Raw genomic sequence first — 16,017 nt, 5'->3', positions numbered from 1 at the left:
AATTATAAGTTGTTGCCAGTTCTCTGGTTTCGAGTTTAATGTTTCAAGGGTTAGGGAGCAAAGTTTAAGGCCAGTTGAAGTCATGATTTACTAAAAAATAAGTTCTTATTTAATAGAATAATGGTTTTCCTGATGCCTGCAACCTGCAATCTACTATCTTTTACCTGTTCTATCCTCCCAAAAAATGTTTAAAAATCAGCCATTTTGATTGATAAAAATGATGTTTCTGGTATTTTGGGCGAAGCTTCCATGTTCCGGGAAGCTGGGCGTAAAATCCAAAATGAGCTCTTATGACAGCCCACAGATGTGGAAAGCCTTGCTTCAAACCAAAATAAATTCCGGCAACACTATCCAAACATAATCTGAAAAATATCAACAGGATCAATTGAGGAAAAGGAAGGTTTTTAAACATCATAGAAAGGTTATTTCTGATGTTTAAATAAGTCTTTTGTGCACTCTGTTTGTTGAGCGTTCCGCCGCCTACATGATAAATTTTGGATTTCCCGGTATAATAAATCTTTTTTCCGGAATTAATAAGCCTCCAGCAAAGATCAATCTCCTCCTGATGAGCAAAAAACCTTGCGTCAAAACCATTCTGTTTCCAGAAATCTTTTGAACGGATAAAAAAGCAGCATCCTGATGCCCAGAAGATCTCTGTTTCATCATTATACTGTCCTTTATCTTCTTCCAGATCATCAAAAACTCTTCCTCTGCAGTAAGGATATCCAAGATTGTCTATCAATCCGCCTGCAGCACCTGCAAACTCAAAATAGTTCTTATTATGATATGATAAAATCTTAGGCTGTACTGCGGAAATAGAAGAGTTATTCTCCAATAATTCCAATACAGGCACTGTCCAGTTCTCTGTAACTTCTACATCAGAATTGAGAAGGCAGTAATATTCATTTTTGACAGCCTTTAACCCCTCATTGTAACCGCCTGCAAAACCATAGTTTTTATCATTTTTAATAATATATACTGTGGGAAAATTCTTCTGTAGAAACTCTACGGAATCATCCGTAGAAAGATTGTCAATAACATAAATATCCGCATTCTGAGAAAATTGAACCACACCCGGAAGAAATTTTTCAAGCCAATTTCTACCGTTCCAGTTTAAGATGGCAACTGCCAGTTTTTTCTGCATGTCAATCTATTTTTTTTCAGAATCAAAATTTTTGATAGAGTTCTGATATTTCCATTTTCTGTGTGACCAAAGATAATTGTCAGGATTTTTGTGTAAAGTATTTTCCAGTAATTTATGAAATTTTCTCACCACTTCATTTTCCGTAAACTTTTCACCATCCGGGTATATTCTGTGATAATTAACCTGATAATAACCTCGTTTTACCTTTTTCATCTCACAATAGATAAAGACAAGATCCATTCTTGTAGCCAGCTTGTCGTATCCCACAAAAGCAGGTGTCCGCTGATTTAAAAACTCTAGTCCGTAAGTAATGTGGGCAAAGTGAGGAGTCTGATCCGCAACAAACATATATGCCGAATCTCCATTATTTTTAGATCTGAAGATATTCAGAATTACTTCATTGGCTTCCAGGGCTTCATTCCCGAATTTATTCCGGACCTTCTTCATCTGATTTTCCCAAAAATCATTATTCACCTTTCTGTATACAGGATGACAATGAGCCTGGGGAACAATCTTTGCTAGTGCGTTAATCCACTCCCAATTGAAAACGTGTCCGGCCAGCAGGATAATATTTTTACCTTCCCTTTTGGCTTCATGGAACAGTTCCTGATTGATATGCTGCATTCTTACTCTTGCTTCTGTCTCCGAAATGCTGAAAGACTTTATAGTTTCTACCAGATAATCTGAAAAATTAAGATAGAATTTTTTCCGGATCTCTTTAATTTCCTCTTCAGATTTGTCTGGAAAAGAGTTTTTAAGATTTCGGGTAATAACATCTTTTCTGTAACCTACAATATAATAATTCAGGAAAAAGATGACGTCCGAAAAAATATATAATATTTTAAGCGGAAGCTTGGATATCAGGTATAATATTTTGATTAGAAATTTCATAAAACACGCAAATTTAGTGATAATAAAATTATGGTTCTATTTTTGCAGAAGGATATATATTATTTTTTTTACCTTTATATTATGAAAAAATTGATAATATTCGCTTTCCTGGGATTAAGTTCCTTTGCTTTTTCGCAAAATGTAAAAAAAGCAGCTATTATAGTGCCTGCAGAGCAAGCCAAATTAGATTCTCAGAAAAAGGCAGCTGAAGAAAAAGCAAAGCTTCCTAAGCCATATGACCCAAAAGCCGACGCTCAGGCTGATATTAATAAATTGATTGCCCAGGCTAAGAAAGAAGGTAAGAATATAATGATCCAGGCTGGTGGAAACTGGTGTATCTGGTGTCTGCGCTTTAATAATTTTGTACAGACTACTCCCGAACTGAAGGAATTGGCAGATAAGAATTATATATATTATCACCTGAACTATTCTCCGGAAAATAAGAATGAAAAAGTTTTTGCCCAATATATCAATATTAAGGAACAACAGTTTTATCCTTTCTTTATTATTTTAGATAAGAATGGTAAAAAGATTCATGTTCAGCAAAGCGAAATTTTAGAAGATGGAAAAGGGTATAGCAAAGAAAAAGTAAAAGAATTTTTAGAAAAAGGAAAAATTCTTTAAAAACAATAAGCTTTCTGAATCAGAAAGCTTATTGTTTATTATATTAAGCAGCACAAAACTCCATACGTATTGCGCCTCTTCCGTTAGCATCATAACAAGCTGCTGCGCCTGAATACTGAATACAGGAAGTACAAGAACTGATATATACCATACTGCCATCTGAACAAGATGAAGCGCATGATAGTCCTCCTGTTAATTTACTTAATTTCTCTCTGGATAATCTTTTTAAATTTTTCATGGTTATTGAATTTAGTTTTAGGCTCCAAATATATTGTTTTTTTATTTAAAATCCCTTATCAGGGATAAGTTATAATAATTTTTTTATCCAGCTTAATTTTTTGTTAGAATAAGGCGGATATTTGATATCCGGTTCGCCCCAGGTTGCTTTTTCAAGAACTGATTTTTGATGCGAGAATGCTTCAAAGCCATATTTTCCGTGATAATTTCCAATCCCTGAGCTTCCCACACCTCCAAACGGAAGATGATCATTACTTAAATGCATTACCGTATCATTGATACAACCTCCTCCGAAAGACAGTTTCCTTGTAAAATTTTCTTTTTCCTCAGCGTTATTGGTAAAAAGGTAGGCTGCCAGTGGTTTTTCAAGTTCCAGAATAGATTGGAGCGCAGCATGGTAACTTTTAAAACTGATGACAGGCAGAATAGGACCGAAAATTTCTTCCTGCATGATGTTGTCATTCCAGTCTATATGATTCAGAATAGTAGGCTCTATATACCGTTTTTCTTCGTCGAAATTCCCGCCGCAATAGATTTTTTCATGATCAATAAGATGGATAAGCCTTTGGAAATTCCTTTGGTTAATAATTCTTGTGTATTGATCAGAATCCGGCTCATATTTGAATTCTTTGATATACTTTCTGAGCATTTCCAGAAACTGTTCCTTAATGGTTTCTTCCACCAGCAGATAATCCGGAGCAACACAGGTTTGTCCGGCGTTGAGGAATTTTCCCCAGACAATTCTTTTGGCAGCTGTTTCGAGAGAGGCGTGCTGGGTGACGATAGCCGGAGATTTTCCGCCCAGTTCAAGGGTTACAGGAGTAAGATGTTCTGCGGCTGCTTTGTAAACAATCTTACCGACTTTTGTGCTTCCTGTAAAAAATATCTTGTCAAATTTTAATTTGAGAACAGCGGTGGTTTCATTAATGCCTCCTTCATACACATAAAGATATTCAGATGGAAAGTTTTCATTGATAAGGGATGCCATAGCTTTCATTGTATTTTCTGCTATTTCGCTGGGCTTAAGAATACAGCAGTTTCCGGCTGCCATTGCCGCTATAATGGGAGAAAGGGATAATTGATAAGGATAATTCCAGGCACCGATTACCAATACACAACCCAATGGATCAGCATAAATTTTGCTGTTTCCCAGTTGGTTGACAAGATTGGTGCTTACTTTTTTAGGCTTTGACAGAGATTTTAAGTTCCTGATATAATAATTAATATCATTGAGAATGAAGGATAATTCTGTAGTGAAAGTATCAAATTCTGATTTTCCAAAATCTTTTTTTATAGCTTCATACAGCATATTCTCATTAGAAATAATTAGATTTTTCAGTTTTTCAAGGTACATTTTCCTGAAAGCGAGGCTTTTGGTCTGCTGTGTTTTAAAAAAATCCCTTTGACTCAGTAAAATTCTTTCAATTTCCATTCGTAAGCTTTTGTATTAAACGCAGTGAGGTATGCAATATTGCAATTGCGAAATATGAACAATAAACCGGCCAAAAACTTTAAGCAGGAAGTTTTTTCTGAATTTTGGAAGCTGAGAATAATTTATTAAAGTTGTTTAAACTTTCCAAAACCACAAAAGACACAAAAGGTTTCATTCTAAAACACTTGATTTCACTTCAGTAAGTTTAATAGGATACCGCAAAAAAGTTCACATAAGATGAACATTTCGACTTCGCTCAATAGGCAAAGATTTTTACAAAACTTAAGTGTTTAAAACTTTTGTGCCTAAAATAATATAAAAGTTTAAACAACATCATTACATAAACGTCGTAGTTTCCAGTCTCTGATTCCTTCTTTTACATAATGTTTCTTACCGCTATTTTTACAGGATGGTAAAGGAGCAGACCCATTGCGGTAATAAGTGCCAGCCAGAACAGACCCGTGAAAATTTCCATATTGGAAAGAAGAATAGACTGAGCGGTTATTTTAGCTTTAAAAGCTCCTGCTGTGATGGATAAAGAATCATTAACTGACAGTTTGGAAATATTAGCTCCGAAAAGCTGATTCCATTGACTGTAAAAGACAGGATTGGTATCTGTAAGATTAGCACTGAGTGTATCAGAATGTTTTAATGTTAAAAATAACATCAGGTTCTGCATGAGTGCGTAACCGATAGCGGTTGTCCAGAAACGCGTGGTTGTCCCCAAAGCGGTAGCGTTGGATACATATTTTTCAGGAGTTCCTGAAATTAAAAAGAAAACAAGCGGTGTAAATAATAATCCCTGAGCGACACCCTGCAGAAATAAGGGCGGACAGATTGTGGAAAGGGTCGTATCTGGGTAAAAAGTATAGGTAAACCACGCGCAGTCAATGGCTAGTAAAAGAAATCCTGTAAAGAAAACAATTCTTGAAGAAATTCCACGAACCAGACAGATTCCGGATAATAAAATTCCCAAAAGAGTTCCTGCCACATTCCAGTACTGGATGTTCACAATATAATCCCAGGGCCATTTCCATACCGTAGCCATGATACTGTAGACATTATTCAACCCGGAGCGGATCAGATAAAAGATAAAAAACAGAATCATTCCTGCAATCACATTTTTTGAACTGAAAACTTCGAAATGAAACAACGGTCTTTTAGAATTTCTTTGTTTAAGCATAAATAACCCTCCTGAAAGAAGGAATATAAAAAGACACATGATAATGGTATCAGATTCAAACCACATGAGTCTTTTGCCATAAATAATTGCATAACCACCAGCCTGAAGACAAACCCAAAGCAAAAACCAGCTGGTAATATCCAATTGGTATAAAGGTTTTTTCGGAAAGAATCTGTTTCTGTTGAATAGGGCAATCCCAATGATCAGTACAAATATATGGAAATACACCATCATCAGGATCATATGCCGGAAATCGTAATTTTCAATACTTGATTTCAGCAGGGATGTGGTAATGGTTCCTCCGGTCAGCATAATGGTATACATGAAGAGATACGCTAAAACTTTGGCGTGTTTTGTTTTTAATTCAGCGATAATTAAAGGCAGAAAAATAGCACCTTCCAGTAAACCAAAAATTCCTTCTAAAAACCGGATGACCAATATGACATGATAATCATGGGTGACTGATAAAACATAAAGAATGATCACGGAAATGGAAGCCATCAGCAGTACATAATATTTGACGCTGAAATACGCCATAAACCGCTGTAAAACTAAAAGGGTAACCACAAATGTCCCGTACATCAAAATCATTAAATACTGGATGTCATCTGAATCTACATCCATAAAAGAAGAGGTGAAGGCACTGTTCGAGTGTAAAAGCGACAACAACATCAGGTGGGGAAACAATGCCAGTATAAGAAGAGGCAGTTTCAGCCATTGTGGCACCCATTTATGATAAACTGTATTATGCTGCATAATTTTTGGAAACATTAAGCTAAAAAACAAAATAGCAAATTGCTATTAAGAGATATTTGAAAAATGCGAAAAGACAAAGGGCAAAGGTGTAAATAAGTAAAAGGTAAAATGGTAAATATGCGTAAGAAAAAATTGGCAGACTCGCTATTTTGCAGTTTGCCTTTTCGCTAAAAAATAATTTAGTCGTAAAATCTGAAATAGGTGGATTGGAGGTTAATTTTGTACTCTAAAAGCCTAAAACCCTCCCACACTCAAACTCATATCTTCTTCGCACTCACCAGAACATTCATTCCGGAAAGCAGTTTTTCGTTGTCTTTATTGTTATCTAGGATAATTTTCACAGGAAATCTCTGCTCGATTTTCACAAAGTTTCCGGTGGCATTATCCGGTTTTATTAAGGAAAACTGAGAGCCTGAAGCAGGAGAAACAGAAAGTATTTTCCCTTTAAATTCTACATCGGGATAGGCATCTGCTGTAATAATTACTTCCTGGGTTTGGTCAATCTGCCCAAGCTGTGTTTCTTTATAGTTTGCAATGATCCATTTTTCTTTGCTTACGATCTGTACAAGGGCTTGTCCCTCTTTAATCAGCTGTCCTTCCTGAATGGTCTTTTTTCCCACCCATCCGTCATAAGGAGCAGTAATCACAGTGTAAGAAAGATAAAGTTTAGCATTATTAAGACTCGCTGAACTTTGCTGGATCTGGCTTTTTACAGGAGCAACTTTCGTCTGTTGTTCACTCGCTCCGGCTTTTACTGCGTTTTTCTGCTGTTCCAATGCTAAAAGATTAGCTTTTGACTGTTCATAAGATGCTTTTACATTCTCAAACTCCTGTTCTGTTGCTGCGTCTTCTGCTAACAGGTTTTTATATCTTTTGTAATCCTGTTCTGTTTTCCAGATATCAATTCTGGCGGAAGCAATTTTAGCATCAATAATTTTCGTATCGCTTTCTTTGGTGCTGACACCGCTTTCAATGGTACTGATGGTTGCAGTATTGGCATGAAGATTGGCTTCGGCCATGTGTACCTGATTCACAAACTCTCTGTTGTCAATGACAATTAAAGTGTCACCTTTATGTACAAACTGATTTTCGTTAAATCGTATCGTTTTGATGAAACCAGATACCTTACTGGATACAGGCGTAATATATTGCTCGATCTGAGCATCATTCGTCGTTACATTTTTTCTCGAAAAAAGATAAAAACTGATCATTCCCGTGATTCCGCTGATGATCAGGATCCAGGCCAGTAAAGTAATGGACTTGTTGATTCTTTTTTCTTTTTGTGTCAATTGTTTCTGTGCCATAGTTTTTATAAGTTTCCAATCGTATATTGGAGTTGGTAATATTTAAGTTGTCTGTTGATTTTTACGGAAATAAGATTAGATTCAGCTTCCAGATAAGCATTGTCGGCGTCTATCAGCTCAGTGATAAGGCTTAACTTATTGGCATATTTGGTTCTTACGATACGGTAGTTTTCCTTGGCCTGATTAATCGCTTCTTCAGCAATTTTTACTTTCTGGTCTGTCTCTTCAAATCTTTTATAAGCTTCATAGACGTTATGTCTTACATTTTCCTCGTTTTCCTCTATCTGAAGTTGGGCAAGGTCAATATTTTCCCGTGCTTCCTGCATTCTGTATTTATTTTTGTACAGATTTTCGATAGGATAGGTAAGGTTTACGCCTACCATTCCCAAACGATATGCATAGGGTTCAGGAGGAAAGAACATCATATTCGGATACTTTAAAAAATATTCTCCGCCAGCTGTAATTTTAGGTAAATAATTCGCTTTGGTAATCTTTTGATCCAATTCCTTCAGAGAAAGATTCTTATGGGTGATTTCAACAGACTCATTCTTGTTTAAAGCTGTTTCCGTCAGTTCATCAACATAAGGAATTGTAGTACTGTCTGAAATAAGATCCTCTGTATCTACATGCATTTCCTGATTTTCAGGAAGAGAAAGAATCGTTTTCAGCTTATGTTCTGCGATCTGAATATCATTATCCAGTTCCGTCCAGCTCATTTTATGATTGGACAACTGCAGTGAAGTCCTTAAGACTTCATTGACCGTTACAACACCATTTGCTTTCAAAGCTTTTACCTGCTTGATATTGACGGAATCCTCCTTCATTTTATCATTAATAAGACTCTGTTGCTCTTTTAAATGATGGATCTGTAGAAAAGCAGTAATGATGGCTATTTTAAGCTGTCTCTCATCGAGATGGGCTTTTAAAGCTGAAATTTCAGTATCTATAGCCGCTTTCTTTTCCGTATTTTTAATTTTTCCTCCCATGTACACCGGGATTGAAGCGGATAATGTAAAATCATACATTCCATTAATCACATCATATTTGGTGGCTTTATTAAATACACCATTCTGATGCTGAAACAGGTTCGTGACCTGATTGTAGCTTGTATGGAATTCAATGTCCGGAAGCTTTTCCATTTTGAGATCTTTCTCTTTGGTTATGGACATTTCCTGTTTGAGATGACTTATCTGTATATTTTTGTTATTTTTCAAACCAATCTCTATAGCCTGTTGTAAGCCAAGATGCTGGTAATCTGTTTTCTGTGAATGCAAGAAGTTGCTCAATAATAAGCACAACGCGATGCACAGATACCGGCATGCGTTAAATATGATATTCATAAATTAATTAAAGGATTTTTGCTAAAATGATTTTGATGCAGCAAATTTACGACGACAAGCATAGTACCCGATTTGTGAAAACAGAAAAAGATTTGCTCATTTACGCCAATTTGAAAATTCTTCCTACCTTTAGAGGATGAACAACAGCCATTTTAAAGAAGTAGAAGAAAATGATACCGAATTTTACGTTTATCATGTCCTTACCGGAAATGTCACTACCGAAATTCACTATCACAGCTCAGCACAATTAGTGTATGCAGAAGGCGGTATAGTACATGTTTTTACAGATCAGAAACACTGGTATCTTCCTGCCAGATGCTTTATGTGGATTCCAGCCGGAACTCCACACTATATTTTTTCTACCAGTCCAAAGGTTGATTTGTATAACTTTTATTTTAAGAAAGAAGAAAATGAAAGTGGCTTTTTTGATGAAATCAACATTTATTCTGTTAATAATTTACTTCGGGAGATGATTTTGTACACCAAAGAATGGGATGGTAAAATCACAAAAAATGATACCTCTAAATACTTTTTCCTCAAAGCACTCAAAGGAGTTTTGCAGGAGAAAAAACAAAAACACCTTGCCTTTCCGATACAGCATCCGTTTCCCAAAGATGAAACGTTACTGAAGATTGCAAGATATATTCATGCAAACCTTGAGAAGCCTCTTACGATTGAATCTACAGCAAAAGAATTCGGAATGAGTACGAGAACCCTTTCAAGGAAATTTAAGGAGATTCTGGGGATGAATTACATTCGTTTTTTAAGAGCTTTGAGAATTACCCGATCTCTTGAGCTGATGCTTGAAGGAAAATACAATATGTACGAAATTGCTATGATGGTGGGATACAACAGCCTCTCGTCTTTCAGCAATATTTTCAAAAAGGTAATCGGAATGGCTCCTACAGAATATCAGCATAAATTGAGAGGGGATAAGTAGTGAGTTGGAGGGTTTGAGAGTTTGAGAGTTTGAGAGTTTGAGAGTTTGAGAGTTTGAGAGTTTGAGATTCGGGGTGCGTGTTACGAGGTAACGGGTTTTATAGTATGGGATAGGTTTTCTTGCCTGTCCTTAAATGTAGGGTTTGAAAAAGCTAATCTAATAATCTAATAGTTATTAAGATTTCCTACATTCCCTTTCTCTGAAGGGTGGATTTCTGCCAAGCAAAAAGACGGAGTAGTTCAATAAAAAACCACCTCAATAAATTGAAGTGGTCTTGTATTGTGAGAAATTCTCAGTTGCTTATTAAGCTTCTTCAGTTTTAGCTTCTTCTTTTTTAGGAGCTGCTTCCACTGGAGCGTCAGATACGATATCAAACTCGTAGTTGTACTCAACATTTCTGTGAAGTCTGATAAGAGCTGTGAATTTACCAGTTCTCTTGATAGTATTACCAGGAATTTTGATGTATTTTTTCTCTACAGAAACACCAGCTTTTTCTAAAGCAGCAGATAGATCAGCATTGTTGATAGATCCGAATAATTTGTCACCAGCACCTACTTTTGCAGGAATAGTGATAGAAGTTTTCTTCAATTGCTCAACTACAGCGTTAGCAGCAGCGATTAATTTAGCTTCCTCTTCTTTTCTAGCTTCTAATGTAGCTTCTAAAGCAGCTTTGTTTTTAGGGGTAGCTAAAAGAGCAATTCCTTGAGGAATTAAGAAGTTTCTAGCATAACCTGGCTTTACGTTTACTGTATCAAACTCAAGTCCTAAGTTTTCTACGTCTTTTTTTAGGATAATTTCCATTGTTGTTGTCCTTTTTTAGATTTTAGTTTTATAGCTAAAATCAAGTTAGAATTAATGATTTATTCAGCAACAAAAGAAGAGGGAGACCTCTTCTTTTATTTATTTTTTGTCTTATTTCAATAAGTCAGCTACGTATGGTAGTAATGCAAGGTGTCTTGCTCTTTTGATAGCAGCAGAAACTTTTCTTTGGTATTTTAAAGAAGTTCCAGTGTATCTTCTTGGTAAAATTTTACCTTGTTCGTTTACAAATTGTAATAAGAAGTCAGCATCTTTGTAATCAACGTGCTTAATTCCGTATTTTTTGAATCTACAATATTTCTTTTCAGATTTTGTATTGATATCAAGCGGAGTAAGGAATTTTACTTCTGATTCTCCTCCAGCTGAGGCTTGTTTAGCCATTTCATCTATTGCCATGTCTTGTCTTTTTTAAAAAATAGGGTTAATAATTAAGCTTTAGCTGCTTTTACTTTAGTTCTTCTAGTTACAGCGTACTCAACAGCATGCTTGTCAAGTTTTGTAGTAAGGTAACGGATTACTCTCTCGTCACGCTTAAATGCTAATTCCAGATCAGCTACTACAGTACCTTCTCCTTTGAATTCAATTAGAGTATAAAACCCGTTCTTTTTCAATTGGATAGGATAAGCTAATTTTTTTAATCCCCAGTTTTCTTTAGCAACGATTTCGCAGTTCTTTTCTTTGATAAGATCTACATACTTGTTCACTGCTTCCTCTACCTGTGACTCAGATAGAACGGGAGTTAAAATGAAAACAGTTTCGTAATTGTTCATAATGTTAAATGAATTTGTTAATTATTTCGAGGTGCAAAAGTAGAGAATAATTTCCGTATATGCAAGAGGATGATCAATTTTACTCATAAATAATCCTTTTCAATTCATCATTCTGTTTGGCTAGGTAGATAATATTATCTAAAACTCATTCTGATCATCATTATATAATCCTAATTTATACTCTAACTGCCCTTGAAATTCATTTGTGAGTTCATAAGACTTTTTCATTTTAAAAATTAAATCTTCTAATCTTAGCAATAACCTTCTTTTTGCTTTGTTAAGGTCAGATTGCATGTTGGGAAGTTTTTTTGCTTCTTCATAAAAGGTTGTCATTCCTTCAATTGCTGATGGTATACTTTTCTTTAATTCAGTGATTGATTCATAATTCGATTTTAAAGTTTCATAATTGTCTTTTATATTTTCTTTATCAACCATATTTAAATATCTCAATCCAACATTTATTGCTTCTTCAAAATTATCGTAGAAATTTGGGGTTTCCAATTCTATTCTATCCGAATAAGAATTTAAAGACTTTGCAGAACGTCGAAAATATTCAATAATTGTATTTTTGTTTGGATTAGGATATTTTGAAATTCGAGTAATTTCTTCAGCTTTCTCTGTTAAGTCTTCTCCAATTCTTTTAGTACTATCGGAAATATTAAGTAATGCTAAATTAGCATCAGCTAAGTAATCTTCAAATTGATATATAAAATCAATAAAGCCTAAATCACTTTCATTATCTACTATAATTTTTATATGTTCTTTTGATATTATTTGATTTGAAATATTCTGTTCATCATCAATTGATGAATTGTTTTTATCAATTAATTCATCAATTCGTTTCGGTATGTGCAATCTTAAATTGGTTTGTAAATCTTCTATCGAGTTGAAATTTCCATATAAAATGTTATTCTTTTTTAAATAATCTTTAAAATTTTGAATTTTTGATAATTCTTCAATGTTTATTTGATCTAAAGAAATTGGAGTAGTAGTTTTAAAATAGAAAATTATTTGAACTTTTTCACCTTTTTTAAACCTTTCAACAGCTTTTAAAAATTCTTCCTCAGTTCCAGAATTTGCTATTTCAGTTTTGGTACCGAATCTTTGCCAAAGCATTCCAATAAAAATATCATAATCTTCGCCAATATCATTATTAATGATATTTTGGGTGTAACTTTCTGATATTCCAGGTGCTGAATGGGTTTCCCATTTAAGAACGTCAATATTTATTGATTTTCTTGATGCATAAGTTAAATTTAGTTCGGAAATAACATTTGATATTTCAGCTCTTTCTGGTTCCAAATCTTGGGGAGAGCTGACAAAGATTGAATATTGAGTAATTTTTTTTGCCATAAATTTAAAACATAATTTCTGTTAGTTACCAAATATAATAATTTAAAACTATTAACTATCTTTCTCTCTCAACTCCGTTAGAAAATTAACCTTCAAAACATCATACAAAGAATGTCTGCTTACCAGGATTGAAGCAATGGAAGAGACCATTCCGGCAAGCATCAGATGGAATATCAGGGAATGCCTGTCCGTCATTTCCAAAACAATAATAGCGGAAGTAAACGGGGCTCTCGTAATCCCGGTAAGAAAAGCAACCATTCCGGCGAGAACTACTACATTGGTTTCGTTAGGTGTTAAATGAATGGCTCCTGAAATAACTGAGCCTATGCTTGCTCCTGCAGTAAGAGCGGGAGCGAAAATTCCGCCCGCACCACCCGAAGTGAAAGAAAGGGCAGGGCCAAGCATTCTTAAAATAGGGACATACCACTCTTCATGTTTATTTTTGGTAAAAAGAACACGCTCCATAATTTCTTTTCCTGAACCCAGAATTTCTTTGTTGATGAAGTATGCAATGGAAGCGATAATTAATGCACAAATGATCAGAAAGATTACATTAGCCTTATCTGTTTTCAGTTTTTTCTTCTTCCAGCTATTGATTTTAAGCATAATGACAGATAGCTGGCTTGCCATAATGCCGGCAGTGGCTGCAACCAATATGATGGGAAACATAACCATTAAAGAAACATCATTGGTTTTCGGATATCCAAGATATAAATAAGACCCGGCCAATGTTTGAGCTGTTAAACCTGCGATAATCACCGCTGTAAATAAGGCAGTTTTAAAATAATTAATGTGGGTTTTTGACAGCTCTTCCACAGCAAAAACAATTCCTCCAAGGGGAGTATTGAACGCTGCAGCAAGTCCGGCTGCCGCTCCTGTCATAATCATGTTTTTCTTGGAAATTTTTGGCCACCATTCAGGAAGGTACTCATTCACTTTTCTGAAAACGGAACCTGCTATCTGAATCGTAGGGCCTTCACGTCCTACTGCACCTCCTCCGATGACCAGAACAACAGAGGATAGGATTTTAAAGAAAATGATTTTAATACTTAAAAGATTCCGGATTTTCCTATGTTCTTTCGGGTTAGCCAGTTCTACAGCCGCCATCACTTGAGGAATACCACTTCCTTTGGCATTGGGAGCAAATTCTTTCACCAGCCACCATGATAATACAAATCCTATGGGAGCAATGATGAAAATCATCCATGCATGCCAGTTGAAAATAAAATTCATGAGATGTTCACCCCAGGCAAATACCTGCGCATACATCACTGCGAAAAAACCTGTAATAACAGATCCTATCCAAAAAGGAATGGCCTGAAGCAGGTTGTGTTTCAGCTGTTCGTTTCGAATATTGTCGAAGGAGTTTTTAAGAGATCTTTTTATGAGGGTGAAAATTTTCAGCATTTGTAGGTTTTGAAGGATAAAATTACGGTAAAATTCCGGAAATTGTATTTCTTTGAGTTGAGATGATATTATAATGTGACTTAGAAAGCGGATTAAAACTCAGTAATTAATTTTTCATCTTCCTCGGTGAAATCAAAAAATCTCGTCATGTCATATTTTCTGTAATCCGGATCCATTTTCTCAAATAATATTTGTTTAAAAATAATGTTAATCAATCTAATTTCCAAAAAAGTTGGTATAGTATATAAATGATTTTAATAATTGTTGATTTGGTCTTTAATTATTGTTTTTATTGAATATCTAATATTTATTTAGAGGGATGTTTAGTCTTTTAGGGTTTTGTAGAGCTTAAATAATAAAAAAACAAAAAAACCTCCGATTTAATCGAAGGTTTTCATTTATATGATCTGCAATAAGCAAAATTACTTATTACTGATTATTCATTGTTTATATTTCTGTGTTAAGATCCCAGTTTTCAAGGTAGTCGTGAACATGCTTCAACATCATTCCACCTAAAGATCCGTCTACCACTCTGTGGTCATAAGAGTGAGACATGAACATTAAGTTTCTGATAGCAATTACATCTCCGTCAGCTGTTTCAAGAACTGCAGGCTTCTTAACAATAGCTCCGATGGCTAAAATAGCTACCTGAGGCTGAGGAATAATTGGTGTTCCCATAAGGTTTCCGAAGCTTCCTACGTTAGAAATTGTATACGTTGCCCCTTGAGTATCTTCTGGTCTCAATTTCTTATTTCTTGCTCTGTAAGCTAAATCATTGATTGCTTTTGCAAGACCTGAAAGTGATAACTGATCAGCATTTTTGATAACAGGAACAATAAGGTTTCCGTCCGGAAGGGCAGTAGCCATACCGATGTTGATGTTTTTCTTTTTGATGATGTTCTCACCATTGATAGAAACATTGATCATCGGGAAATCCTGAATAGCTTTCACTACCGCTTTTACGAAAATAGGCATGAAAGTCAGTTTTTCACCTTCACGTTTTTCGAATACTGCTTTGTTTTTATTTCTCCATTTTACAACGTTGGTAACGTCTGTTTCGATGAAAGAAGTAACGTGTGGAGCAATTTGTTTTGCTTTCACCATATTTTCAGCGATGATCTTTCTCATTCTGTCCATTGGAATGATCTCATCACCTGCGCTCACCGGAATGGTAGCTGCCGGAGCAGATACTGCCGCTGGTTGTGGAGCAGAAGCTGCCTGTACCGGAACTGCCTGTTGAACTGGCTTGCTTCCTCTGTTAGCAACATATGCTAATATATCTTCTTTTGTAATTCTTCCTTCCAAACCGTTGCCTTTGATGGATTTCAGTTCAGTTTCAGAAATGTTTTCCTGTTGAGCGATAGATTTTACGAGTGGAGACAGATAAAGGTCTCCTGAGAATTCTACGTTTGAAGCAGCTGCTGTCTGTAGAGGCTCTTCAATCGCTTTTAAAGTTTCAGCATCCGGAGCAGCCGCCGGAGTTTCAGCTTTTACTTCTTCTGAAGCTGTACCTTCTCCTTCAATTTCTAAAATAGCAATGGCTTCACCTACTTTTGCAACTTCATCTTTTTGCTTTAAAATTTTCACAATTTTCCCCGAAACTGGTGTCGGTACGTCTGAATCTACCTTATCTGTTGCAATTTCTACCACGGAGTCATCCTCCTTTACGTTATCACCTTCATTGAATAACCAAGTGATAATTGTCGCTTCCATAACACCTTCTCCCATGGAAGGAAGCAATAATTTGTATTCTGCCATTTTTGATTTTTAGATTTTGACAAATATATAAAAAAAATCGGTTTTTTTAAGAAATATAT

Annotated in this window: 15 protein-coding genes; 2 read left to right on the top strand and 13 right to left on the bottom strand. The window is 35.4% G+C overall.

Going from position 1 to position 16,017, the window contains the following annotated elements; genetic code table 11:
- Nucleotides 1–169: 169 nt before the first annotated feature.
- Together ACODR7_RS07745 and ACODR7_RS07740 are read right to left on the bottom strand one after the other, a co-directional pair.
- Nucleotides 170–1,144, bottom strand: a complete 975-nt coding sequence (locus ACODR7_RS07745; RefSeq protein WP_488838519.1) for a glycosyltransferase family 2 protein — start codon at nt 1,142–1,144, stop codon at nt 170–172.
- A 6-nt stretch (nt 1,145–1,150) separates the two neighbouring features.
- A complete protein-coding gene (locus ACODR7_RS07740) occupies nt 1,151–2,035 on the bottom strand; it encodes a lysophospholipid acyltransferase family protein (protein ID WP_488838518.1) in 885 nt (294 codons plus the stop codon).
- Between the two features lie 81 nt (nt 2,036–2,116).
- Here ACODR7_RS07740 and ACODR7_RS07735 point away from each other — a divergent pair, with 81 nt between their 5' ends.
- Nucleotides 2,117–2,659 (top strand): thioredoxin family protein, encoded by a 543-nt coding sequence (locus tag ACODR7_RS07735; RefSeq protein WP_488838517.1) that lies wholly within the window; start codon nt 2,117–2,119, stop codon nt 2,657–2,659.
- Between the two features lie 43 nt (nt 2,660–2,702).
- On the opposite strand, the gene ACODR7_RS07730 is transcribed toward ACODR7_RS07735, so the two are convergent.
- The 5 genes from ACODR7_RS07730 to ACODR7_RS07710 all read right to left on the bottom strand — a co-directional run bounded on the left by ACODR7_RS07730 (nt 2,703) and on the right by ACODR7_RS07710 (nt 8,911).
- Complete coding sequence (locus ACODR7_RS07730; protein ID WP_488838516.1) at nt 2,703–2,897, bottom strand: hypothetical protein; 195 nt, start codon at nt 2,895–2,897, stop codon at nt 2,703–2,705.
- A 69-nt stretch (nt 2,898–2,966) separates the two neighbouring features.
- Nucleotides 2,967–4,328, bottom strand: a complete 1,362-nt coding sequence (locus tag ACODR7_RS07725; RefSeq protein ID WP_488838515.1) for an aldehyde dehydrogenase — start codon at nt 4,326–4,328, stop codon at nt 2,967–2,969.
- 376 nt (nt 4,329–4,704) lie between these two features.
- Entirely contained in the window at nt 4,705–6,267 is a 1,563-nt protein-coding gene (locus tag ACODR7_RS07720) for an MFS transporter (protein WP_488838514.1), read from the bottom strand.
- Between the two features lie 257 nt (nt 6,268–6,524).
- The gene (locus ACODR7_RS07715; RefSeq protein WP_488838512.1) at nt 6,525–7,571 is read right to left on the bottom strand and encodes an HlyD family secretion protein; all 1,047 of its coding nucleotides are present in this window, start codon (nt 7,569–7,571) and stop codon (nt 6,525–6,527) included.
- A gap of 5 nt (nt 7,572–7,576) precedes the next feature.
- Nucleotides 7,577–8,911: a TolC family protein gene (locus ACODR7_RS07710; protein WP_488838510.1), complete on the bottom strand. Its 1,335-nt coding sequence runs from the start codon at nt 8,909–8,911 to the stop codon at nt 7,577–7,579.
- A gap of 136 nt (nt 8,912–9,047) precedes the next feature.
- Here ACODR7_RS07710 and ACODR7_RS07705 point away from each other — a divergent pair, with 136 nt between their 5' ends.
- Entirely contained in the window at nt 9,048–9,851 is an 804-nt protein-coding gene (locus tag ACODR7_RS07705; protein WP_488838508.1) for a helix-turn-helix domain-containing protein, read from the top strand.
- A 303-nt stretch (nt 9,852–10,154) separates the two neighbouring features.
- Here ACODR7_RS07705 and rplI read toward each other — a convergent pair whose 3' ends face one another.
- From rplI to ACODR7_RS07675, 6 genes are all read right to left on the bottom strand, one after another.
- Nucleotides 10,155–10,652, bottom strand: coding sequence for a 50S ribosomal protein L9 (gene rplI / locus ACODR7_RS07700; protein WP_076594569.1), 498 nt, complete (start codon nt 10,650–10,652; stop codon nt 10,155–10,157).
- Nucleotides 10,653–10,763: 111 nt separating this feature from the next.
- Nucleotides 10,764–11,066 (bottom strand): 30S ribosomal protein S18, encoded by a 303-nt coding sequence (gene rpsR, locus ACODR7_RS07695; RefSeq protein ID WP_002979091.1) that lies wholly within the window; start codon nt 11,064–11,066, stop codon nt 10,764–10,766.
- 32 nt (nt 11,067–11,098) lie between these two features.
- Nucleotides 11,099–11,440 carry a 30S ribosomal protein S6 gene (rpsF, locus tag ACODR7_RS07690; RefSeq protein WP_047429790.1) on the bottom strand — a complete coding sequence of 114 codons (342 nt, stop codon included), beginning with the start codon at nt 11,438–11,440 and terminating at the stop codon, nt 11,099–11,101.
- 138 nt (nt 11,441–11,578) lie between these two features.
- A complete protein-coding gene (locus ACODR7_RS07685) occupies nt 11,579–12,793 on the bottom strand; it encodes a DUF4062 domain-containing protein (RefSeq protein WP_488838506.1) in 1,215 nt (404 codons plus the stop codon).
- A gap of 51 nt (nt 12,794–12,844) precedes the next feature.
- Nucleotides 12,845–14,200, bottom strand: a complete 1,356-nt coding sequence (locus ACODR7_RS07680; protein ID WP_488838505.1) for a chloride channel protein — start codon at nt 14,198–14,200, stop codon at nt 12,845–12,847.
- Nucleotides 14,201–14,647: 447 nt separating this feature from the next.
- Nucleotides 14,648–15,958, bottom strand: coding sequence for a dihydrolipoamide acetyltransferase family protein (locus ACODR7_RS07675; RefSeq protein WP_488838503.1), 1,311 nt, complete (start codon nt 15,956–15,958; stop codon nt 14,648–14,650).
- Nucleotides 15,959–16,017 lie beyond the last annotated feature (59 nt).

The organism is Chryseobacterium sp. FG46 (assembly GCF_057809135.1).
This window is presented reverse-complemented; position numbering and strand designations above follow the sequence as displayed.

Bases quoted from the DNA above. Each gene is read 5' to 3' on its own strand.
- ACODR7_RS07730 (WP_488838516.1), bottom strand. From the start codon at position 2,897: ATGAAAAATTTAAAAAGATTATCCAGAGAGAAATTAAGTAAATTAACA.
- ACODR7_RS07675 (WP_488838503.1), bottom strand. From the start codon at position 15,958: ATGGCAGAATACAAATTATTGCTTCCTTCCATGGGAGAAGGTGTTATG.
- ACODR7_RS07715 (WP_488838512.1), bottom strand. From the start codon at position 7,571: ATGGCACAGAAACAATTGACACAAAAAGAAAAAAGAATCAACAAGTCC.
- ACODR7_RS07725 (WP_488838515.1), bottom strand. From the start codon at position 4,328: ATGGAAATTGAAAGAATTTTACTGAGTCAAAGGGATTTTTTTAAAACA.
- ACODR7_RS07685 (WP_488838506.1), bottom strand. From the start codon at position 12,793: ATGGCAAAAAAAATTACTCAATATTCAATCTTTGTCAGCTCTCCCCAA.
- ACODR7_RS07735 (WP_488838517.1), top strand. From the start codon at position 2,117: ATGAAAAAATTGATAATATTCGCTTTCCTGGGATTAAGTTCCTTTGCT.
- ACODR7_RS07740 (WP_488838518.1), bottom strand. From the start codon at position 2,035: ATGAAATTTCTAATCAAAATATTATACCTGATATCCAAGCTTCCGCTT.
- rplI (WP_076594569.1), bottom strand. From the start codon at position 10,652: ATGGAAATTATCCTAAAAAAAGACGTAGAAAACTTAGGACTTGAGTTT.
- ACODR7_RS07720 (WP_488838514.1), bottom strand. From the start codon at position 6,267: ATGCAGCATAATACAGTTTATCATAAATGGGTGCCACAATGGCTGAAA.
- rpsF (WP_047429790.1), bottom strand. From the start codon at position 11,440: ATGAACAATTACGAAACTGTTTTCATTTTAACTCCCGTTCTATCTGAG.
- ACODR7_RS07710 (WP_488838510.1), bottom strand. From the start codon at position 8,911: ATGAATATCATATTTAACGCATGCCGGTATCTGTGCATCGCGTTGTGC.
- ACODR7_RS07680 (WP_488838505.1), bottom strand. From the start codon at position 14,200: ATGCTGAAAATTTTCACCCTCATAAAAAGATCTCTTAAAAACTCCTTC.
- ACODR7_RS07705 (WP_488838508.1), top strand. From the start codon at position 9,048: ATGAACAACAGCCATTTTAAAGAAGTAGAAGAAAATGATACCGAATTT.
- ACODR7_RS07745 (WP_488838519.1), bottom strand. From the start codon at position 1,144: ATGCAGAAAAAACTGGCAGTTGCCATCTTAAACTGGAACGGTAGAAAT.
- rpsR (WP_002979091.1), bottom strand. From the start codon at position 11,066: ATGGCAATAGATGAAATGGCTAAACAAGCCTCAGCTGGAGGAGAATCA.